Origin of the sequence: Streptomyces sp. BV286, assembly GCF_019090165.1 — a bacterium.
Lineage (GTDB): Bacteria > Actinomycetota > Actinomycetes > Streptomycetales > Streptomycetaceae > Streptomyces.
This window is the reverse complement of the sequence record NZ_JAHRIB010000204.1, coordinates 20,677-41,943: the sequence shown is the minus strand read 5'-3', so window position 1 is coordinate 41,943 and position 21,267 is coordinate 20,677. Positions and strand designations below refer to the sequence as shown.

Sequence of the window (21,267 nt, the reverse complement as noted above, 5' to 3'; positions counted from 1 at the left end):
TCTCGTCAGTCGGCGGCGCTGGCGGGCACGGGGACTTCGACAGCCCCTGTGGACCCGCGGTCGCTTCCCTCGCACCCCTCGCCCGCGTCTTCGTCGTCCGCGGCGGGGTGCTGCGCCTGCCTCAGTTCCGTGATGGCGGCCTCGAAGTCCTCCAGCGAGCCGAACGCCCGGTACACGGACGCGAACCGCAGGTAGGCGACGAGGTCGAGTTCCTGCAAGGGGCCGAGTATGGCCAGCCCCACGTCATGGGTGGTCAGTTCGGCACTTCCGGTGGCCCGGACCGCCTCCTCGACCCGCTGACCGAGCTGGGCGAGCGCGTCCTCCGTGACGGGCCGCCCCTGGCATGCCTTCCGAACGCCGTTGATGACCTTCGTACGGCTGAACGGTTCGGTGACCCCGGACCGCTTGACCACCATGAGGGAGCACGTCTCCACGGTGGTGAACCGACGGGAACAGTCAGGACACTGGCGGCGCCTGCGGATCGACGTACCGTCATCCGTCGTGCGGCTGTCGACGACACGGCTGTCGGGGTGCCTGCAGAAGGGGCAGTGCATCGGCTCCATCCCTCCTTCACAGCACGACTCGATAGCCTCGACAGGCCCTTTGGACCCCTCGAAGCAGCCCCAAGCATAGGCGATGACCAAGGACCTGGAGGACCGGGGGACCACAACTTCTGGGCTGCTGCAGCAATCCAACCACTACATGTGGGGCTTGGCCCGGAAATTCACACCCGGCGCGCGTGTCGCCTCCGCATTGGCATGTGCCGCGCGGCCATTCCGGCCAGGAGCGTACGGGGATACGGTGGGCGCCACGGCGACGGGGGCCGGTTCCCGACCCGACGGGCACCTGGTGGCAGACTGACCCACGCCTCGCTCCGGCCCACAAGGCGACGGCATCGGCGGCGAAGAGCGCGGCGACGAGTACGTTCGTCCGCCTCGCGCAGCATGAGCCATACACCCAAATGCTTGATCACGTCAGGCCATCCGCGTTTTTTCACTCGAACGTGTGTTTGGCGCAACCTTTCGAAAGCAACTACCGTTGTCCAGCAGGGAGACGAACGAGAGGGGCCGACGTGACCACCACCGCAGACAGTGCCACCATCACTGCCCAGGACCGCTCCCAGGGCCGATTTGAGCCGGTGCATGCCATGAATGAAACCGCGAACCAGGAGGGGCCCAAGCCTGCACGCTCCCTGCCGGGTCGACCTCCGGGCATCCGGGCGGACAGCTCGGGACTCACCGACCGGCAGCGCCGGGTCATCGAGGTCATCAGGGACTCGGTGCAGCGCCGGGGATACCCGCCTTCCATGCGGGAGATCGGGCAGGCCGTCGGCCTTTCCAGTACGTCCTCGGTGGCGCATCAGCTGATGGCACTGGAGCGCAAGGGCTTCCTGCGTCGCGATCCTCACCGCCCCAGGGCCTACGAGGTCCGCGGTTCCGACCAGTCCACCGCGCAGCCCACCGACACGGCGGGCAAGCCGGCCGCGTCGTACGTCCCGCTGGTCGGCCGGATCGCCGCCGGTGGTCCGATCCTCGCCGAGGAATCGGTCGAGGACGTCTTCCCGCTGCCCCGGCAGCTGGTCGGCGACGGCGAGCTGTTCGTCCTCAAGGTCGTCGGCGACTCGATGATCGAGGCCGCGATCTGCGACGGCGACTGGGTGACCGTCCGCCGCCAGCCGGTCGCGGAGAACGGCGACATCGTGGCCGCCATGCTGGACGGCGAGGCCACGGTGAAGCGCTTCAAGCGCGAGGACGGCCACGTGTGGCTGCTGCCGCACAACAGCGCGTACCAGCCGATCCCCGGCGACGAGGCGACCATCCTCGGCAAGGTCGTGGCGGTCCTCCGGCGGATCTGAGCATCTGCCCCAGACCGGGCCCCGGAACCCCTGCGCCGGTTCCGGGGCCCTGCGCTGTCCGCCGCGCGCACCCCTGTGGGCTGCCCCCGACATTCCGCCGGGGCAGCCCACAGGTGTCTAGGCCTCCTCGTGGGTCTCTTCGGCCTTCCGCGCCTTCTCGTCGATGGCGGCCAGAGACCGTCGCACCTGGTTACGGTCCGTCGTGTACCAGAAGTCGGGCAGTGAGGCCTTGAGGTAGTTTCCGTAGCGCGCGGTGGCAAGCCGCTGGTCGAGCACGGCTACCACACCCCGGTCCCCCGTCGCCCGTACGAGGCGGCCGGCGCCCTGGGCCATGAGGAGGGCGGCGTGGGTGGCGGCCACGGCCATGAAACCGTTCCCCCCGGCGTCCTCGACCGCCTTCTGCCGGGCACTCATCAGCGGGTCGTCGGGACGCGGGAAGGGGATCTTGTCCATGACGACGAGCTGACAGCTGGCGCCCGGCACGTCCACGCCCTGCCACAGTGAGAGCGTGCCGAACAGGCAGGTCTTCGGGTCCGCCGCGAAGTTCTTGATCAGCTCGCCGAGTGTCTCCTCGCCCTGGAGCAGGATGGGGAACTCCGGGATGCGGGAGCGCAGTTCCTCCGCGGCGAGCTGGGCGGCCCGCATCGAGGAGAACAGGCCGAGCGTGCGGCCACCGGCCGCCTGGATCAGCTCCGTGAGCTCGTCGAGCATGTCCCCGCGGTCGCTGTCCCGGGCGGGCCGGGCCAGGTGCTTCGCGACGTAGAGGATGCCCTGCTTGCCGTAGTCGAAGGGCGAACCGACGTCGATGCCCTTCCAGGGCGGGATGTCCTCCCCCTGGGTGCCTTCCGGTGCCAGGCCCAGCGAGGCGCCCACGCCGTTGAAATCGCCGCCGAGCTTCAGGGTGGCCGAGGCCAGGACGACGGAACGGTCCGTGAAGAGCTTCTCGCGCAGCAGGCCCGACACGGACATCGGCGCGACCCGCAGGGACGCCCCGAAGCGGTCGTGCCGTTCGTACCAGACGACGTCCCACTCCGAGCCGTTCGTGATGCGCTCCGCCACGTCGTGGACGCTCTCCACGGAGGCGAGGGCCTGCTTGCGGACCGCGTCCTCGTCGGTGACGGACTTGTCGCGGGTCGCTCCGATCCCCGAGATCACCGTGCGGGCGGCGTCACGCAGGGCCATCAGCGCGTAGCCCAGGTCCTCCGGGATCTCCTCCAGGCGGCCGGGCAGCGCCAGCTCCATCAGGCGTTCGAAGCCCTCGGCGGCGGTCTGGAGCTGGTCGGCCGCCTTCTCGTTGACGAGTTTCGAGGCTCTGCGCACGGCGCGGTTGACCTGGCCGGGGGTGAGCTCGCCGGTCGCGACGCCGGTGACCCGGGAAACCAGTTCGTGGGCCTCGTCGACGATCAGCACCTCGTGCTGCGGGAGGACCGGAGCACCTTCGATGGCGTCGATCGCCAGCAGCGCGTGATTGGTCACGACGACATCGGCGAGCTTGGCGCGCTCACGGGCCGCCTCGGCGAAGCACTCCGCACCGTAGGCGCACTTCGAGGCGCCGAGGCACTCCCTGGAGGAGACGGAGATCTGCGACCAGGCGCGGTCCGAGACGCCCGGGGTCAGATTGTCGCGGTCTCCCGTCTCGGTCTCGTCCGACCACTCCCGCAGCCGCAGCAGGTCCTGGCCCAGCTTGCTCGTGGGCGCGGCCGCCTCGAACTGGTCGAAGAGGCCCTCCTCCTCGTCCTGCGGCGCTCCCTCGTGGAGACGGTGCAGACACAAATAGTTCGACCGGCCCTTGAGCATCGCGAACTCGGGGCGGCGGCGCAGCAGCGGATGCAGTGCGTCCACCGTGCGCGGCAGGTCCCGCTCCACGAGCTGCCGCTGGAGGGCAAGGGTGGCCGTCGCCACGACGACACGCTCCCCGTGCGCCAGCGCGGGAACCAGGTAGCCGAGCGACTTACCGGTGCCGGTGCCCGCCTGGACGAGCAGATGGGAACCGTCGTCGATGGCCTGCGCGACGGATTCGGCCATGGTCACCTGGCCAGGGCGCTCCGTACCGCCGACGGCTGCGACGGCGGCATGCAGGAGTTCGGGGAGTGAGGGCTCTGTCATAGCCCGCCCACCCTACGGGTCGGCACCGACAACCGGACGATCACGGCTGAGGGGAGGGACGTGATCAAGACGAGTGCGCCGTCGGTGACGTGGTGGGTGATCACGGCTGGTGCAGCGGGTTGGGGACGGTGCCGTGCACGGCGGCGTGCGGGCGCTGCGGCCGGTCCCGGTAGCCGTCGAGATGCAGCCGGTTGCGGTTGAGACAGAGCCTCTCGATACGTGGAGTGAGTAGGTCGAACGTTTCGTAGCGCTCCTTGAGCTCGGGGAAGAGCCTGTGGTGCCGGAGGATCTCGGCCCGTACGAGTGACCAGAACTCGGCCTCTCGAACGCCCAGTTGTTCCTGGCACAGCGGGGCCAGGTAGCGGAACACTCCGACGAAGAGCCCGGAGTGGATGAACTGGGTGAGGAAGGCGGCCGGCTCCGTGAGCAGGACAGCCCGTACCTCGTCGGGCATGGAAGCGTGCTCGGGAAGCCGCTCGGCGCTCACGTTCACGTCGTCGACGAAGTCCTTGACCGCGAGCCTGACCGGTACGTCATGGTCGTCGAAGACAACGATCGCGTTCTCGCCATGGGGGCTGAACACAGTGCCGTAGCGGTAGAGGAAGTGCAGGAGGGGCGGCAGCAGCGCGGCGAAGAGGCGGCACAGCCAGCTTCGCGGGTCCAGGCCCGAGCGCTCGACCAGCTCCGCGGCGAAGGCACGGCCCTCCGGGTCGGTGTGCAGGAGGGCGGCGAGAGTGCGGGCGCGTTCACCGGACGCGAGATGGCGGGAGAGCGGCTCGCGCCAGATCGCGCCCAGCAGTTCCTTGTACTGGTACGGGACTTCCGGCAGCGCGTCGTACACGGGGTGCCCGACCGTCACGGACGCGACCTCCCCCAGCAAAATCACCCCGCAGGTGTCGTGGAGGAAGGGGTCGGTGTCGCGCAGGCCGTGCATCCAGGCGGTGACTGCGGGGGCCGCGAGGGTGCGTTCCGTGGGCAGACCGCGCCACACGAGGGTGTTGAGGACGGACAGCGGCAGTTTCACGGTGTGCCGGTCCGGGCGGGAGGTGTTGAGGAACGTACGGATCGACTGCTGGGGCAGGCGGAGGTCGCCGTCCGGGGGCAGCGGGACGATCGCGCCCTTGGCGACGGAGGGCGCGAAGAGCGGCAGCACGACGTCGTTCCACTGCCAGGGATGCACGGGCAGGTAGAGGTACGCCCCCGGAGTGAGCCCTCGCGCGCGCAGTGCGGTGTCGTAGGACTCCCTGACGGCGGGGTCGAGCTCGCGCGCGTAGAGCTGGTCGGCGGTGTCCAGCCCCTGCACGCCTCGGTAGGTGGCGAGCGAGGTGTGTACCGCGATCCACGGCAGGGCTGTCGCCCTGCGCCCCTCGGGTGCCCACTGGGCGGCGTCCGCGGCGGAGAAGCCGAGGCGGCCCTTGTTGAGGACGATCCAGGGGTGACCGGTCTGGTGGCCTTCCAGTTCCGCGTATCCGAGGTCGGCGAGGCGGGCGGCCGGGAGCGCGGTGTGGTCGAGACGGGCGTCCGCGGCCAGGGTCGTGGTCAGCTCGCGGATGACGTGCCCGAGGGTGGCGCCGTCGAGGTCGAGGGTGGCACGGGCGCGGGAGAGGAAGTCGAGGGGGTCGGCGTAGGGGCGTGGGCGCGGGTGCGGCACGGTTTCGGCTTCACCGGGTCCGGCCGCGCCGGTGGCGGAGGCTTCGACGCCCCGGTCGGCTGCTGTCCTGTGTTCGGATTCGCCTGCGTTCCTGCCCGGGACGGCCGCGGTCGCGGCTCCGGCTAATCCGGCCGCTTCAGCCGGGTCGGTCAAGGTGAGCGACGACGGGTCCACCTGCCAGCTGTCGTACGCGCCGCGGCGGGCGCGGAAGGCGAGGATGCCCCCGGCGTCGAGGCGGAGGGTGTAGGAGCGTTCGCTGTCGGGCGCGGCCTCGGCCGTCTCGTCAGGCTGTGGGGAAGGGGGCCCGGGGGTCGGCGGCGCGATCGGTCGTCTCAGTACGTCCGCGCCGGGCGGCTGCGGTGAATCGTCTCTTCCGGATCTCCGGGATCCGACCGGAGCCGTGGCGCCGGGCGGGTCGGAAGGAAGAGTGGCTGCCGCCGTTCCGCCAAAGCGGTCCACCACCCCGAGAGTGCGTTCCGGTCCCAGTCCCGGCTCCGGCTCCGGCTCCGGTACCAGGATCTCCTCGTGGGCGAATTCACCGATCATCTTCGCGAGCAGGCGGCGTCCCGCCCGCTCCCACCGTTGAGGGTTCAGTTCGGGTGGGTCGTAGAGGCACGACGGCTCTCCGGGAGCCGGGGCGGCGGACGGGTTCGGCACGGGGACTCCTCGACTGGGAACCTGATCGGGGCGAGCGGTGTACTAAAAGTGACGGCGCTACAACAGATCGCGCAGGGCCCGGTCTCGGACCATGAGGGCTGCCTTCTTGTCGGGCAGATCGACCTCGGCGGAGAACCGGAAGCCGGCACTGAGGAAGGCGGACACGGAAGGGGTGTTGCGAAGGTCGGGCTCCGCGACGACGCGAGCGCAGGAGGGGCGCCGGTCGAGGACGAGGTCGGAGACAGCTCTGAGCAGGATCGTGCCGAGCCCTCGCCCCCGGTTGGTGACGCCGCCGATGAGGAGGTGGATTCCGGTGTCGTGGAGGCGCGCCGGGTAGTGGCGGGCCAAGGGGTCGAGGTCCGCGCGGTAGATCTCCCAGTAGCTCATGGGTGTGCCATCCAGCATGCCGAGGCACGGGACGCTGCGCCCGTCGCCGCCGAGCTGGGCGCGCAGGTGATCCTCGGTCGCCGTCCCGGGACCGGAGAGCTCCCAGAAGGCAGCGACGGCGGGGTCGTCCATCCAGCGGCCGATGAGCGGAAGATCACGGTCGATGTGTACGGGGACCAGTTGGAAGACGCCCGCGGCGGTGGCCGTCGGCCCCCAGTCACCGACGCGGTCGAGCAGGTCGTCACGGGCCGGGGCGGCAGCGGTGTACCTCGTCTCGCACCGCCCCGGGCCCCCGGCCCAGAGGCCCGGCTCCCCACCGCTCTGCTCACTCCGCTCCGTGGTCGCTCCGGCGTCCCCCGCTCCTTCGAGCGTTCCGGCTGCTCCGGTCCTCTCGGCGAAGAGGGCGAGGAATTCGTCGGGCAGGCGCAGGTCGAGGGTGTCCTCGCTGTCCGCACCAGGACTCGTACGGCTACGGGCGTCGGTGCGGGGGGCGGTTCCGGCGTCGGTGCTCGCATCGGTGGGAGGCACGGCGACGCTCCTCTCAGGAGACGGGGTGGGTCATGTTCCTCAGGAATGAAGGGGGTTGGCGATGGTGACGTAGACGGACTGGGTGTCGACGGGGCCGACGAGTTCGTCGAGTCCGTGCAGCCGGGTCAGCAGGTTGGCCTTGCAGCGCAGCACCGGCGAGTCGAGCAGGTGGGCGGGCAGGGTGGTGCGCAGCCGGGCGGGCCCGGAGGCGACGTTGACGAGGAAGCGGCGGAAGGCGGCCAGCAGCAGCCGTTCGTCGGCCAGGCGCTGGGAGCCGAAGGCGCCGATGAGGCCGAGCACGTTGTTGATGGCGAGGTAGTAGGCGAACCGCTCGTCGGTGACCTCGTCGGAGACGAAGGTGTCGCTGTGTTCGCCGATGCCCGGCAGTCGTTTGTCCAGTTCGGCGCGCCGTGACTCGCGGAAGTAGTAGCCCTGGTTGTCGCGGTAGCGGCCGCCCCCTGGCCAGCCTTCCGGATCCAGCAGGAGCAGGGTGTTCTGCTGGTGTGCCTCCAGTGCGATGCCGGCCTCGCTGTCCAGCCAGAGCACGGGGCGGACGACGTGTTCGAGGTAGCGCAGGAACCACTCGGTGGCGACGGCGCCGCGCGGCCGGCCTGTGCGTCCGGCGAGACGGGTGACGATATCGGTGAGCCGGGATCGCGTCGTGGGCCTGTTCTGCTCGCCATGCCGATGTCCGGTGGACGCGGCCCGGGGCCTGGGTGAGACGAGTCCGGCGATACAGGAGACGTCGTCCGTCGGGGTGAACGGATTGTGCCGGATCATCACGTCGAGACCGGGCACGGGGGCGCCGTCCGGGTCGTTCACTGCGAGCCACGCCGGGTCGCGGACGATGTCGAAGCCCGGGTGGGCCGCCTGCCACTGTTCGGCGAGACCGGCGCGCAGCAGGCGGTGGACCTCGACCCCGCGGTGGAACTCCTTGCGGAGGTTCTCCCGGCGGGAGTTGGTAATGCGCAGGCCCAGCGACAGCTTCAGCATCGCGGGGGCGCCGGAGCGGTACAGGGTGCGGACGGAGGATGTGGGGTGCCACGGGGAGCCGTGGGGGCCGAGCTCGAGGAGCAGTCCGGCGTCGAGCAGTTCCGCCGTCTCGGGGCGGTGGCGGACTTCTTGGAGCTGCCATGGGTGCATCGGCAGCGCGGCGTACCCGTCAGGCAGGTGCAGTCCGGCGCCGGCGAGCCGGGAGGTGAGCTGTTCCGCGGCTACGGGACGGCCGCGCTCGGTCCATGCCGAGTCGGTGGCGAGAGCGGAGGGGGCGACGGCCAGCCAGTGCAGTGCGAAGGAGCCGCGCAGCTCCGGCGAGTAGAGCCGGGTTTCGGCCCCGGAGAGTCCTTCGCGGCTCTTGGGAGTGGGGTGGAGCGGGTGCCCGAGCAGCAGCGACTGCTCGGCGGAGAGGAAGAGGTCGGGGCCGTCAGCGGGGTTCTCCCTGCGGTCCGTGATGAACACGACGGTCCGGCGCAGGGAGTCCGCGACCCGGCCGATCAGGTCACCGCCTTCGGCGAAGGCAGGGACCTCGGCCGTCGCACCCGGCGTGGCGGAGGCGACGGACTGGGTGGGCGCCCCGTGCGTCGGGGTTTCACGTCCCAGCAGCGCCGCCAGTGTGACGGCGTCGGTGGGCGGATCCTGGTCCGAGGCGTCGGAGAGATGGGGAGGGCCCAGGCGGTGCCATCCCGTGGGGGACCAGTAGTGGACCGGGACGAGGAGGGCTGAGCCACTGGCGGGGAGGGGGATGCGGAGGGTGCCGTCGGCGGGAGCGGCGAGGTCGTGCTCGCGTACCCAGCAGCGCAGCAGGTTCTCGATGGCCGCGGCCTGGGCGGCGGTGTGCGGATCGGGGTGTTCCAGCAGGTCGGTGGTGGCGCCGTGCAACCCTTCGGACTTCTCTGACCCTCCCTTCTGCCGGGGGACCGATTCGGCCCCCATCCCCAGCGGGAGTTGCGTGCCGTGGGCTCCTCGCTCATGGGTGTGGGGGCGGCCGTCGGATGCGGGGGTGGCGTTCAAGAGTGTTCCTCGGGATGGTTCAGGCTCGTACGGCGACGAACCGGGGCTGTTCCGGCGTGGTGGTACCTGTGCGTTTCCTGGTCGGCGCGGGGCCGACCCGTTCCGAAGAGGGCGGAGGGGCGCGGGGCGCGGGGAGCCACCTGCCTTGGGGATACCTGGCGGGTATCACCGTGCGGCGCCCGTTCCCGGGCCCGGGGCTCGGTCGTGCACCGGATCGCCGCCTTATCCGGAGGGTTCCGGCTGTTCGGGGAGCCCGGACACCGGCCGTCGGGCCTCCGCGACACGGGGGCCGGTGGGTTCCTTCGCGACCTCAGCCACCGCGTCCGCGAGCCGGTCGAGGACGGCGGTCGCCTGCTCGTCGGTGATCGTGAGCGGTGGCAGCAGCCGCACCACGCTGGAGTGCCGGCCGCCGAGTTCCACGATCAGTCCGCGTCGCAGGCACTCCCGCTGGACGGCGGCCGCCAGTTCGGGCGCGGCAGGAGGCGGTCCGCCGGGAGCGGCGGGCGGTCTGTCGGGGTCCACGAACTCGACGCCGATCATGAGTCCCCGGCCGCGTACGTCGCCGACGCAGGCGAAGTCGGTCTCCAGGCCGCGGAGTTGGGTGATCATGTGTGCGCCGAGTGCGGCGGCCCGCTCGGCGAGTCGGTTCTCACGGACGTACGCGAGGGTCGCGGCGCCGGCCGCCATGGCGAGTTGGTTGCCTCGGAACGTGCCGGCGTGGGAGCCGGGTTCCCACACGTCGAGGTCGTCGCGGTAGACGACCACGGCCAGGGGCAGGCTGCCGCCGATGGCCTTGGAGAGGACCATCACGTCGGGAGTGACGCCACTGTGCTCGACCGCCCAGAAAGTGCCGGTCCGGCCCACCCCCGTCTGCACCTCGTCGGCGATCAGGGCGATGGAGCGCGCCGCCGTGATCTCCCGCATCCGCCGCATCCAGTCGTCACGGGCCGGAATCACACCGCCCTCGCCCTGCACCGGTTCGAGGATCATGGCCGCCGGGCCCGGCACCCCGGACTTGGGGTCGTCGAGGATGGATTCGGTCCAGCGCGCGGCGAGTTCCGCCCCACGCTCGCCTCCGACACCGAAGGGGCAGCGGTAGGTGTGCGGGTAGGGCAGGCGCGCCACCCGCACGTCGGGCGCGCCCCCGGATGCCTCGAGCGCCCCCGCGGTCATCCCGTGATAGGCGCCGGCGAAGGCGAGGATCCCGCTGCGCCCCGTCGCGGTGCGCACCAGTTTCAGCGCGGCCTCCACGGCGTCCGTCCCGGCGGGGCCGCAGAACTGCACGCGCGCGCGGTCGGCGAGACCCGACGGCAGCGTACGGAACAGTTCCGTGGTGAAGGCGTCCTTGACGGGTGTGGCCAGGTCGAGGACGTGCAGCGGGGCCCCAGAGTCGAGGACCTTGCGGATGGCCTCCAGAACGACGGGGTGGTTGTGGCCGAGCGCCAGGGTGCCCGCCCCCGAGAGACAGTCGAGATAGCGGCTCCCGTCGGCGCCCTCGATCGTCAGTCCACGGGCTCGTACGGGGACGATCGGCAGGGCGCGGGCATAGGTGCGCGCCGCTGACTCGCGCGCCGACTGCCTCCGCAGGATCCCCTCGTGCGCCGCGCGCGCCCCGGCGCCCTCCTGCAGCGTGCGCGCGCCCACCGCTTCCTGCGTCGCGGGCGCCACCTCGGGCGCAGACTCCGTCACCGCCACGTCTGTCGGTCCTCCCGCTGTCCAGAGGCGAGTTGCCGGTCCGCCCGGTGGGAGGCGGCAGGGGGATGAACGCAGCCGGAACGTCCCCCGTACGTACCAACGACGAGGACCGCGCGGGGCAACGGCGGAACGTAGATCCTTGCCGTGACGGAACCGTTGCGGGCCCGTCGGAAGTCCCCCACAGCGACGGCATAGTCTGTGTGCCGCTCAGCGATCCTCGCTGATCAGCACCACGGTCCACGTCGGGCACGGCCGGGTCCCCGGATCCGTACGAAGTCCCGTGCGACAGCACAGAGTTGTTCGTTCACCTCCAGGGGGAGTCACACCATGCGACCGATACGCCCGCTCTTCACCGCCCGTCGAGGGAGGAGCCCGCGCCGCAGAACCTCCCCCGTGCTTGCCGCGGTCGGCCTGGCCACCGCACTGGCGCTGACCGCCACCGCCTGCGGCTCGGGTGAGAACGCCGACGCGAGCGCCGAGACGTCGGCCGCCGCGGTCGGCGACGGCAAGATCCAGATCCCGGACGACATCAAGGACAGGCTCAAGGAGCACGGGATCGATGTCGACCAGTGGAAGGGCGGCGCCTGGAAGAACTGGGACCGGGAGGACTGGCTGCGCGAGGCCGGTGACTACATCAACCCGATCATCAAGGACCTGTGGGACCCGGACCGCATGCGCGAGGCCGAGGACCCGGACCAGGGCAAGGGCGTCGACGAGAGTGACCTCTCGGGTGACCAGGGCGTGACCGACCCGGAGCCGGCGCCCGTGGAGGCGAAGTCCGTCCCGGCGGCGTACCACGAGAACGCGCCCGAGGCGGGCAAGGTGTTCTTCGACTCCCCCGAGGGCACGATGGTCTGTTCGGCGACCGTGGTCGAGGACCCGGCCCACCCGGGCAAGTCCAACCTCGTGTGGACCGCGGGCCACTGCGTGCACGCCGGCAAGAAGGGCGGCTGGTACCGCAACATCGCCTTCGTGCCCTCGTACAACAACGACGCCATGTCGGCGACGGAGATCACGGGTGCCACGAAGGAGGAGGTCGCTCCGTACGGCGTCTGGTGGGGTGACTGGGCGCAGACCTCGGACCAGTGGATCGAGCGGGGTGGCGAGACGGGCGGTGACGGCGCCTCGTACGACTTCGCCGTCATTCATGTGACGCCGGAGAAGGGCAGCGGCGGCAAGTCCCTGGAGGAGACGGTCGGTTCGGCGCTCCCGGTGGACTTCGACGCTCCGGCCGTGTCGCAGGTCGGGGACATCACCGCGACCGGTTACCCGGCGGCGAAGCCGTTCGACGGGGAGACCATGTACCAGTGCGCGGACAAGCCTGGCCGGCTCTCGATCGCCAAGTCCGAGCCGACGATGTACCGCATCGGGTGCACCATGACCGGCGGTTCGTCGGGGGGCGGCTGGGTCGCGACGGGTTCGGACGGCAGTCCCGCCCTGGTGTCCAACACCTCCATCGGCCCGGTGACCGCCGGCTGGCTGGCGGGGCCGCACCTGGGCACGGAGGCCAAGGGCATCTACGACTCGGTGAGCAAGAAGTTCGCCGCGCAGCGGTAGCGGCATGAGGACGGACGGCGGCAGGGTGGGCCTCACGGAAACCTTCACCACCCGACCGCCGTTCGTCCCCGACTCCCCGGGCATAGTGGGGTGTCGCGGTGACACAGGCCCCGCGGAGAGCCCTGTTCGAGCTCGCCGCGCCTGACCCGCAGGTGAGAGATGCACGTTCTATCGGGGGTAACAACACCATGCGTTCCACACGTCCGTCCTTCGCGGGAAGCCGCGGGCGGCGCCGCTTCCTTGCAGCCGCCGGACTCGCGGCGGCTCTGACGCTCACCGCCACCGCCTGTGACTCGGGTGACGACAAGGCCGCCGCCGAGAAGTCGGCCGCCACAGGTTCCGGAGCCCCGGGCGCGGACAAGATCGAGATTCCCGCCGACATCGCCGACCGGCTCAAGGAGCACGGGATCGATGTCGACCAGTGGAAGGACGGCGAATGGAAGAACTGGGACCGGGACAAGTGGCTCAGTGAGGCCGAGGACTTCGTCAACCCGGTGATCGCGGGTCTCTGGAAGCCCGAGCGGATGAAGTCCGCCGAGGACCCGGAGAAGACGATCTCCGCGAAGGACGCCGCGGCACAGCAGGGCGTGAGCGACCCGGCGCCCGCCCCCGTCACGGCGACGCGCGAGAAGACCCCGTACCACGAGAACGCCGCCCCGGTCGGGAAGGTCTTCTTCGACTCCCCCGAGGGTTCGATGGTCTGCTCCGGCACGGTCGTCAAGGACCCGCGCAACCCGGGCAGGTCCAACCTCGTGTGGACCGCCGGCCACTGCGTGCACGCGGGCGGTGGCGGCGGCTGGTACCGCAACATCGCCTTCGTGCCCGCCTACAACGACCTCGGCAAGTCCGAGGCCCAGCTCGGCAGGGCCACACAGCAGGAGATCGCCCCGTACGGCCAGTACTGGGCGGACTGGGCCTCGACCTCGGACGAGTGGATCGAGGGCGGCTCGGAGTCGGGCGGCGCGGGTGCCGCGTACGACTACGCGGTGCTGCACGTGAAGCCCGAGTCCGGTTCCAAGTCCCTGGAGGAGACGGTCGGCAACGCGCTGGACGTGGACTTCTCGACGCCCGCCGCCGCGGACGCGGGTTCGATGGGCGCCTGGGGTTACCCGGCCGCGGCGCCGTACGACGGTCTGATCATGCACAAGTGTGTCGACCGGCCGGGCCGCCTCTCGCTCAGCCCGGGGCTGCCGACGATGTACCGCATCGGGTGCACCATGACCGGTGGTTCGTCCGGCGGCGGCTGGTTCCGTGTCGTCGACGGCAAGACCGTGCTCGTCTCGAACACGTCGATCGGCCCGTCCGACAACACCTGGCTGGCGGGACCGCAGCTGGGCAAGGGCGCCGAGGCGATCTACGACACCATGAGCGAGGAGTACGGCGCCAAGTAGACGCCGTACGACACGACCGAGTCGCGCGTACGACGAAGGCCCGCCCCCTGCGAGAGGGGGCGGGCCTTCGCTCCGTGGATCAGGCCGCGGGCACGGGAACGTACGGAGCGAGCTCCGCCGCCAGTTCCTCGTGTACCCGTACCTTCATCAGCGTGCCCTCCGGGGTGTGCTCCTCGGAGATCACCTCGCCGTCGGTGTGGGCGCGCGCGACCAGCCGGCCGAGTGTGTACGGCACGAGTGCCTCGATCTCGACCGAGGGGTGCGGCAGTTCGACGTCGATGAGCGCGAGCAGCTCGTCGATGCCCTGGCCGGTACGGGCCGAGACCGCGATGGAGCGCTTCTCGTTCCGCATGAGCCGCTGGAGCACCAGCGGGTCGGCCGCGTCCGCCTTGTTGATCACCACGATCTCGGGCACCTTGGTGGCGCCCACGTCACGGATGACCTCGCGCACGGCGGCCAGCTGCTCCTCCGGCGCCGGGTGCGAACCGTCGACCACGTGCAGGATCAGGTCGGAGTCACCGACCTCCTCCATCGTGGAGCGGAACGCCTCGACGAGGTGGTGCGGCAGGTGCCGTACGAAGCCGACGGTGTCCGCGAGTGTGTAGATCCGCCCGCTGGGCGTCTCGGCACGACGGACGGTCGGGTCGAGGGTGGCGAACAGCTCGTTCTGTACGAGGACGCCCGCGCCCGTGAGGCGGTTGAGCAGTGAGGACTTGCCGGCGTTCGTGTAGCCGGCGATCGCCACCGAGGGCACCTTGTTGCGGCGGCGCTCCTGGCGCTTGATCTCGCGGCCGGTCTTCATGTCGCCGATCTCCCGGCGCATCTTCGCCATCTTCTCGCGAATACGGCGCCGGTCGGTCTCGATCTTGGTCTCACCGGGACCACGGGTGGCGAGGCCGCCGCCCTTGCCGCCGCCCATCTGACGCGACAGCGACTGACCCCAGCCCCGGAGCCTCGGCAGCATGTACTGCATCTGCGCGAGGGCTACCTGCGCCTTGCCCTCCCGGGACTTGGCGTGCTGGGCGAAGATGTCGAGAATCAGGGCCGTACGGTCGATGACCTTGACCTTGACGACGTCTTCGAGGTGGATCAGCTGGCCCGGCGAGAGCTCACCGTCGCAGATGACGGTGTCGGCGCCGGTCTCCAGCACGATGTCCCGCAGCTCGTTGGCCTTGCCGGAACCGATGTACGTGGCCGCGTCGGGCTTGTCCCTGCGCTGGATGACTCCGTCGAGCACGAGCGCTCCCGCGGTCTCCGCGAGGGCGGCCAGCTCGGCCAGTGAGTTGTCCGCGTCGGTCGCGGTCCCCGAGGTCCACACGCCGACGAGCACCACACGCTCCAGGCGGAGCTGCCGGTACTCGACCTCGGTGACGTCCTCGAGCTCGGTGGAGAGTCCGGCGACGCGGCGCAGGGCCGCACGCTCGGAGCGGTCGAGCTGGTCGCCGTCCCGCTCTCCGTCGATCTCGTGGCTCCAGGCGACGTCCTCTTCCATCAGGGCATCGGCCCGAAGACCGTCGGGGTTGTTCTGCGCGAAGCTCTGTGTGTCCTGGGAAGGGGAAGAAGAGGAGGTCATTGGGTCCTTACGTCGATGGGGATACCTGGGGCGACGAACTTGTGGTCCGTCACTGTCCAGAACGTCCGGGGCCGCCGGGAGATTCCCGCCCGGGGCCGGAGCGCCGTGCCGCCGACCTGAGGTGTCGTCGACGTGAAGATGTTCGCACGGCACGCCCCGTCTCGTCACTCGTATTTCCCGGGGTTACCGGGCACCCTTCCCGGTCTTCTCCACCGGCGCCGTGCTGCGCCAGTCGGGGTGTCCCGGCATGGGCGGGGTCTTCTGTCCGTAGAGCCACGCCTTGAAGAAGCCGCTCAGATCACGGCCGGCGATGCCCGAGGCGAGGTGTTCGAAGTCCGCGGTGTCGGCGACGCCGTCGTGGTGGGTGCTCACCCAGGTGCGCTGCAACCGCTCGAAGGCGGGGCGGCCGATCTCCTGGCGCAGCGCGTAGAGGACGAGGGCGCTGCCGTCGTACACGTTCGGGCGGAAGATGCTCAGTTTCGCGCCGGGCTCGGCCTCCTTGGGAGCGGCGGGCGGACCACCGGCCGCGCGCCAGGTGTCGGACGACCGGTACGCGGCCCGCATCCGCGCCTCCATGGGCCGGTCCGCCTTCTCCTCGGCGTAGAGGGCCTCGTACCAGGTGGCGTGCCCTTCGTTGAGCCAGAGGTCGGACCAGGTGCGCGGGGAGACGCTGTCGCCGAACCACTGGTGGGCCAGCTCGTGCACCATGATCGACTCGACGTACCACTTCGGGTACTCGGGCCGGGTGAAGAGTTCCCTCTCGAAGAGGGAGAGCGTCTGCGTCTCGAGTTCGAATCCGGTCCGTGCCTCGGCGATCAGCAGCCCGTACGTCTCGAAGGGGTAGGCGCCGACCTTCTCCTGCATCCAGGCGATCTGGGCAGGCGTCTTCTTGAGCCACGGCTCGAGCCGCTCGCGGTCCTTGGTGGGTACCACGTCCCGCAGGGGGAGACCGTCGGGGCCGCTTCGGCGCAGCACGGAGGACCGGCCGATGGACACCTGGGCCAGTTCGGTGGCCATGGGGTGCTCGGTACGGTACACCCAGGTGGTGTCCGTGCCGCGGCGGGTCGCACCGGCGGGCAGCCCGTTGGCGACGGCCGTGTAGTCCTCGGGCGTGGTGACCCGGATGGTGAACATCGCCTTGTCCGAGGGGTGGTCGTTGCCGGGGAAGACGCGGTGTCCGGCGTCGGCCTGGTTGGCCATCGCCAGCCCGTCCGCGGTCCGCACCCAGCCGCTCTGCTGGTCCTTCGTGGACACCGGGTCGCTGTCGTGGCTCACGGTGATCCGCGTCCGGACGCCGGACGGCAGGGGTTCCGCGGGGGTGACGACCAGGTCCTCGCCCGCGCTGCGGAACTCCGCGGGCTCGCCGTCGACCTCGACGGATCGCACTGTCCCGTGCGAGTAGTCAAGATTGACGTGCTCCAGCCGGTCTGTCGTTCGCGCGTCGATGGTGGTGACGGCCGGCAGCGGCTTGCTGTTGCTGCCGGGATAGGTGAAGGCCAGGTCGTACGCCATGACGTCGTATCCGGGGTTGCCCAGGTGCGGGAACAGGCGGTCGCCGATACCGAGCGGTGCCGGGGCCGGGGCGCTCGCGGCGACGAGGCAGACGGAGACGGCGGAGGCGAGGAACGCCGTCCTCAGCCGTCGGGAAGTCGGCTGGTGTGGCGTCGCGGTGCGGGGGGTCGTGAGGGTGCGCAGCATGGACCACGGCTATCAGCGCCCGCCCGCCTCACGGTGACGACTCGCGTCGGGCCCACCCGAACGGGCTCTTCGGCGTGACCTCGGAGGTCTTGGCCGGGGACGGGGCGGGATGCCGGTGGCGACACCGCGCGGGCGGAAGTGCCAAGGGGGTGGTCGAACGGGCCGAAGGGCCGCGGGTCGGACGGATGTGCGGGCGAGCAGTCGCGGGGCCGACGCGCGGGCCGTCGGATGTCCGACGGCTGCGGTGCCGACGGCCGCCGTGGCCCAGTCGTTCTTCTTGCCGTCCCCGTCGGCGTCGTTGGGAGCCTCTACGGAGTCGTCGACGGGTGCTGGGCGCGGCTCACGTCGAACACGCCCGGCACATCGCGCATCGCCCGCATGAGCGCGGGGAGGTGTGCCGCGTCCGGGAGCTGCAGCGTGTAGGTGTGGCGTACGCGCTGCTGGCTGGGCGGTTCGACGGTCGCCGAGACGATGGCGACGCCCTCCAGGGCGATGGCTTCGGTGAGGTCGGCGAGGAGGTGGGGCCGGCCGAAGGACTCGGCGAAGAGCGTGACACGGCACTCGGTGGTGTCGCCCCAGCGCACGTCGACCTCCGCACGCCCCACGCTCTTCATACGCTCCACCCCGGCGCACTCGACGCGGTGCACGGTCACCACTCCCCCGCGTACGGAGAACCCGGTGATCGCGTCGGGCGGTACCGGAGTACAGCAGCCCGCGAGGCGTACCGTCGCGCCGGGCTGGTCGACGACGACGTCCGCGGCGGCCGGACGCGCGGCGGGCCCGTCCGCGGCGGGGCGCCGCGTCGCGGCAGGAGCTTCGGACGGCGTGGCCGGTGACGGGTGCGCGGCCAGCCAGCGGGTGATGGCGATCCGCGCGACGGGAGTGTGCGCGTGCTCCAGCCACTCCCTGGAGGGCTCCGAGGACGGGTCCTGCCCCATGAGCAGCTGAACGGTGTCGCCGTCGCTCAGGACCGTGCTCAGTCTCGCCAGGCGGCCGTTGACGCGGGCGCCGATACAGGCGTGCGCGTCCTCGCCGTACTGGGCGTACGCGGCGTCCACGCAGCTGGCGCCCGCGGGCAGCCCGAGCGTGCCCCCGTCGGGGCGGAACACGGTGATCTCCCGGTCCTGGGCGAGGTCCTCGCGCAGGGTGGACCAGAACGTGTCGGGGTCCGGCGCGGCCTCCTGCCAGTCGAGGAGGCGGGACAGCCAGCCGGGACGGGTGGGGTCGGCGCGCTCACCGTCGGCGGGGCGGGCGCCGTCGGTCTGCTCCTCCGCGGGAGACGCGTAGGGGTTGCCGAGCGCGATGACCCCGGCCTCGGCGACCTTGTGCATCTGGTGCGTACGGATGAGGACTTCGGCGACCTGCCCGTCGGGGCGGGCGACGGCGGTGTGGAGCGACTGGTACAGGTTGAACTTGGGGACCGCGATGAAGTCCTTGAACTCCGAGACCACCGGCGTGAGACAGGTGTGCAGCTCCCCGAGGACCCCGTAGCAGTCGGCGTCCTCGTTCACGAGCACCAGCAGGCGTCCGAAGTCGGAGCCCCGCAGCTCGCCCCGTTTGCGGGAGACGCGGTGCACGGAGACGAAGTGCCGGGGCCTGATGAGGACTTCGGCCTGCAGACCGGCTTCGCGCAGGACGCCGCGGACCTCTTCGGCGATCTCGGCGAGGGGGTCGTCGGTGCGTGAGGCGTTCTTGACGATGAGTTCGCGGGTGTACGCGTACTCGTCGGGCCGCAGGATCGCGAAGACCAGGTCCTCGAGTTCGGTCTTCAGCGCCTGGACGCCGAGACGTTCGGCGAGCGGGATCAGGACGTCCTTCGTCACCTTGGCGATGCGCTCCTGCTTCTCGGGGCGCATGACTCCGAGGGTGCGCATGTTGTGCAGCCGGTCGGCGAGCTTGATCGACATCACGCGCACGTCGCTGCCGGTGGCGACGAGCATCTTGCGGAACGTCTCGGGCTCGGCGGCCGCGCCGTAGTCGACCTTCTCCAGCTTCGTCACGCCGTCGACGAGGTAGCGGACCTCCTCGCCGAACTCCTCGCGCACCTGATCGAGCGTCACGTCCGTGTCCTCGACGGTGTCGTGGAGGAGGGACGCGGTCAACGTCGTGGTCTCCGCGCCGAGTTCGGCCAGAATCAGGGTCACGGCGAGCGGGTGCGTGATGTACGGCTCACCGCTCTTGCGCATCTGGCCGCGGTGCGAGGACTCGGCGAGCACGTACGCGCGGCGCAGCGGGTCCAGGTCGGCGTCGGGGTGGTGGGCCCGATGGGCCTCGACCACGTGGCCGATCGCGTCGGGCAGCCGGTCGCGGGCCGCGGGCCCCAGGAGAGCGGCCCGGCCGAGGCGTCGCAGATCGATCCGGGGGCGGCCCCGCCTGCGCTGTGCCCCGGGCGTGATGGGGCCGGGCGTCGCGGGGTTCGTGGCCTCCGCACTCATGGGCACCTCCGGCTGCGTCGACCGGCGGACGGGGTGCCCCATGGCGTTTGCGGCTCTGGGGATGTCGTCGTTCCCCCGTCCGGGCCGGTCCTTGATGCTACCGAGCCCACCACGCCCGACCGACCGCCTCTCGCCGAGCGTGAAACGGATCACCCATTCGAGCGAAGGTTCAGGGGGTCGCGTTTTCGAGCCACCCGGTGTCGATCTCACCCTCTGCGACGATCACCGCGGGCCCGGTCATCTCGATCTCGCCGTCGGTCCGCTCGGTGATCACGAGCCGGCCACCGGGCACGTCGACGGTGTATGTCGCCGGGACACCGGTCACGGCGGGGTCGGCGCCGTCCCTGCGTGCCGCCGCCACGGCCACGGCACACGCGCCCGTCCCGCACGACCGGGTCTCGCCGGAACCCCGCTCGTGGACACGCAGAGCAACGTGATGAAGGCCACGGTCGACGACGAACTCGACGTTCACCCCGTCCGGGTACGCGGAGGCCGGGGTGAAGGGCGGTGCGGCGTACAGATTCCCGGCGTGGTCGAGGTCCTCCACGAAGGCGACCGCGTGGGGGTTGCCCATGTTCACGTTGCGTGCGGGCCAGCTGCGCTCGCCGACGGACACGGTGACGTCCCCCTCGGGCAGGCGCGCCTTGCCCATGGCGACGGTGATGTCGCCTTCCTTGGCGATGTGCACGCTCTTCACGCCCGCGCGCGTGGCGACCGCGATATCGCCTTCGGTCACATGGCCGGCACGCTGGAGGTAGTGCGCGAACACACGCACTCCGTTGCCGCACATCTCCGCGATCGAGCCGTCGCCGTTGCGGTAGTCCATGAACCATTCCGCTTCGGCCGCCATCGACCGGGCCTCGGGGTGCGCGGCGGACCGTACGACGTGCAGGAGACCGTCACCGCCGATGCCCGCGCGGCGGTCGCACAGAGCCGCGACGGCGGCCTGAGGCAGGGCGACGGTGTTCTCGGGGTCCGGGATGATCACGAAGTCGTTCTCGGTCCCGTGGCCCTTGAGGAAGGCGATCCGCGTGCTCATTCCTCGATCGTAAGGGCTCGGTACGACAGCCGGGCCCGGCGGTCCGGCAGGCGGACCGCGCCCGGGCGGACCGGCGGGCGGCGACGCTCAGCGCAGGCGGGCCACGCGCCACACGGCGAGGACCACGACCGCGGCGACGACCACGGCGTACGCGATCACGACGCGCCAGTCCGGGCGGCGGCCGGACCCGCGCTGCGGCAGGCCGGGCCACGTGTAACCCACGCGGCGGGCGGCCATCATGCCCCAGCCGGCGGCGCACGACGAGATCAGCAGGCCGAGCATGGCGATCATGGCCCCGCTGTCGCCGAAGTCGAAGGCCAGCGGGAAGGCGAACATCAGGGAGCCGAGCGCGGCGAGGCTCACGATGGGCGCGAGCTGCCAGATCCGCATACGGCGCTGCGGGCGCAGTTCGACCTCGACCTCGGGACCCGCGAACATCTCGTCGGGCTCGGGACCGTCGGCGGTCACACCATCGGTGCTCTCGTCTGGCCCGTCCGGGCTCAGCCGGTCCCCGTCGGGGTCCTGCTGATCCATTGCGGTGTCGTGCGCTCCGCCGCCAGCGGTGCTCGGTTCCGCGCCTTGTGTGGTGTCACGGGGGCCGGCCTCCATCGCCACGCGCCCTCCCAACTCGGACTCCACTTGGTCGATCGAAGCTCGATGATGGCACGGCCCCGGAGGCCCGGAT

General features: G+C 70.9%; 14 protein-coding genes. 3 read left to right on the top strand and 11 right to left on the bottom strand.

Annotated features, from left to right (window positions below; translation table 11 throughout):
• Positions 1 to 5: 5 nt before the first annotated feature.
• The gene (gene nrdR, locus KUF83_RS37955) at positions 6 to 554 is read right to left on the bottom strand and encodes a transcriptional regulator NrdR (RefSeq protein WP_217459660.1); all 549 of its coding nucleotides are present in this window, start codon (positions 552 to 554) and stop codon (positions 6 to 8) included.
• A gap of 518 nt (positions 555 to 1,072) precedes the next feature.
• On the opposite strand from nrdR, the gene lexA reads away from it, so the two are divergent.
• Complete coding sequence (gene lexA, locus KUF83_RS37950; RefSeq protein ID WP_217459604.1) at positions 1,073 to 1,855, top strand: transcriptional repressor LexA; 783 nt, start codon at positions 1,073 to 1,075, stop codon at positions 1,853 to 1,855.
• 117 nt (positions 1,856 to 1,972) lie between these two features.
• On the opposite strand, the gene KUF83_RS37945 is transcribed toward lexA, so the two are convergent.
• The 5 genes from KUF83_RS37945 to KUF83_RS37925 form a co-directional block, all read right to left on the bottom strand.
• Positions 1,973 to 3,961: an ATP-dependent DNA helicase gene (locus KUF83_RS37945; protein ID WP_217459603.1), complete on the bottom strand. Its 1,989-nt coding sequence runs from the start codon at positions 3,959 to 3,961 to the stop codon at positions 1,973 to 1,975.
• Positions 3,962 to 4,061: 100 nt separating this feature from the next.
• Positions 4,062 to 6,269, bottom strand: coding sequence for an IucA/IucC family protein (locus KUF83_RS37940; RefSeq protein ID WP_308403319.1), 2,208 nt, complete (start codon positions 6,267 to 6,269; stop codon positions 4,062 to 4,064).
• Positions 6,270 to 6,326: 57 nt separating this feature from the next.
• Positions 6,327 to 7,184 (bottom strand): GNAT family N-acetyltransferase, encoded by an 858-nt coding sequence (locus tag KUF83_RS37935; RefSeq protein WP_217459602.1) that lies wholly within the window; start codon positions 7,182 to 7,184, stop codon positions 6,327 to 6,329.
• A gap of 39 nt (positions 7,185 to 7,223) precedes the next feature.
• Complete coding sequence (locus KUF83_RS37930) at positions 7,224 to 9,194, bottom strand: IucA/IucC family siderophore biosynthesis protein (RefSeq protein ID WP_374106239.1); 1,971 nt, start codon at positions 9,192 to 9,194, stop codon at positions 7,224 to 7,226.
• Between the two features lie 222 nt (positions 9,195 to 9,416).
• Positions 9,417 to 10,889, bottom strand: coding sequence for a diaminobutyrate--2-oxoglutarate transaminase family protein (locus KUF83_RS37925; protein ID WP_374106238.1), 1,473 nt, complete (start codon positions 10,887 to 10,889; stop codon positions 9,417 to 9,419).
• Positions 10,890 to 11,216: 327 nt separating this feature from the next.
• Here KUF83_RS37925 and KUF83_RS37920 point away from each other — a divergent pair, with 327 nt between their 5' ends.
• Positions 11,217 to 12,446, top strand: a complete 1,230-nt coding sequence (locus KUF83_RS37920) for a serine protease (RefSeq protein ID WP_217459601.1) — start codon at positions 11,217 to 11,219, stop codon at positions 12,444 to 12,446.
• Between the two features lie 188 nt (positions 12,447 to 12,634).
• The gene (locus KUF83_RS37915) at positions 12,635 to 13,837 is read left to right on the top strand and encodes a serine protease (protein WP_217459600.1); all 1,203 of its coding nucleotides are present in this window, start codon (positions 12,635 to 12,637) and stop codon (positions 13,835 to 13,837) included.
• 79 nt (positions 13,838 to 13,916) lie between these two features.
• Here the strand turns inward: KUF83_RS37915 and hflX are convergent, their stop codons facing one another.
• From hflX to KUF83_RS37890, 5 genes are all read right to left on the bottom strand, one after another.
• Positions 13,917 to 15,410: a GTPase HflX gene (hflX, locus tag KUF83_RS37910; RefSeq protein ID WP_217459599.1), complete on the bottom strand. Its 1,494-nt coding sequence runs from the start codon at positions 15,408 to 15,410 to the stop codon at positions 13,917 to 13,919.
• Between the two features lie 183 nt (positions 15,411 to 15,593).
• On the bottom strand, positions 15,594 to 17,108 hold the full coding sequence (locus tag KUF83_RS37905) for a M1 family metallopeptidase (RefSeq protein WP_217459598.1): 1,515 nt from the start codon (positions 17,106 to 17,108) through the stop codon (positions 15,594 to 15,596).
• A gap of 308 nt (positions 17,109 to 17,416) precedes the next feature.
• Positions 17,417 to 19,543, bottom strand: coding sequence for a bifunctional (p)ppGpp synthetase/guanosine-3',5'-bis(diphosphate) 3'-pyrophosphohydrolase (locus tag KUF83_RS37900; RefSeq protein ID WP_217459597.1), 2,127 nt, complete (start codon positions 19,541 to 19,543; stop codon positions 17,417 to 17,419).
• Positions 19,544 to 19,712: 169 nt separating this feature from the next.
• The gene (dapF, locus tag KUF83_RS37895; protein WP_217459596.1) at positions 19,713 to 20,582 is read right to left on the bottom strand and encodes a diaminopimelate epimerase; all 870 of its coding nucleotides are present in this window, start codon (positions 20,580 to 20,582) and stop codon (positions 19,713 to 19,715) included.
• An 87-nt stretch (positions 20,583 to 20,669) separates the two neighbouring features.
• Positions 20,670 to 21,191, bottom strand: coding sequence for a hypothetical protein (locus tag KUF83_RS37890; protein WP_217459656.1), 522 nt, complete (start codon positions 21,189 to 21,191; stop codon positions 20,670 to 20,672).
• Positions 21,192 to 21,267: the final 76 nt, after the last annotated feature.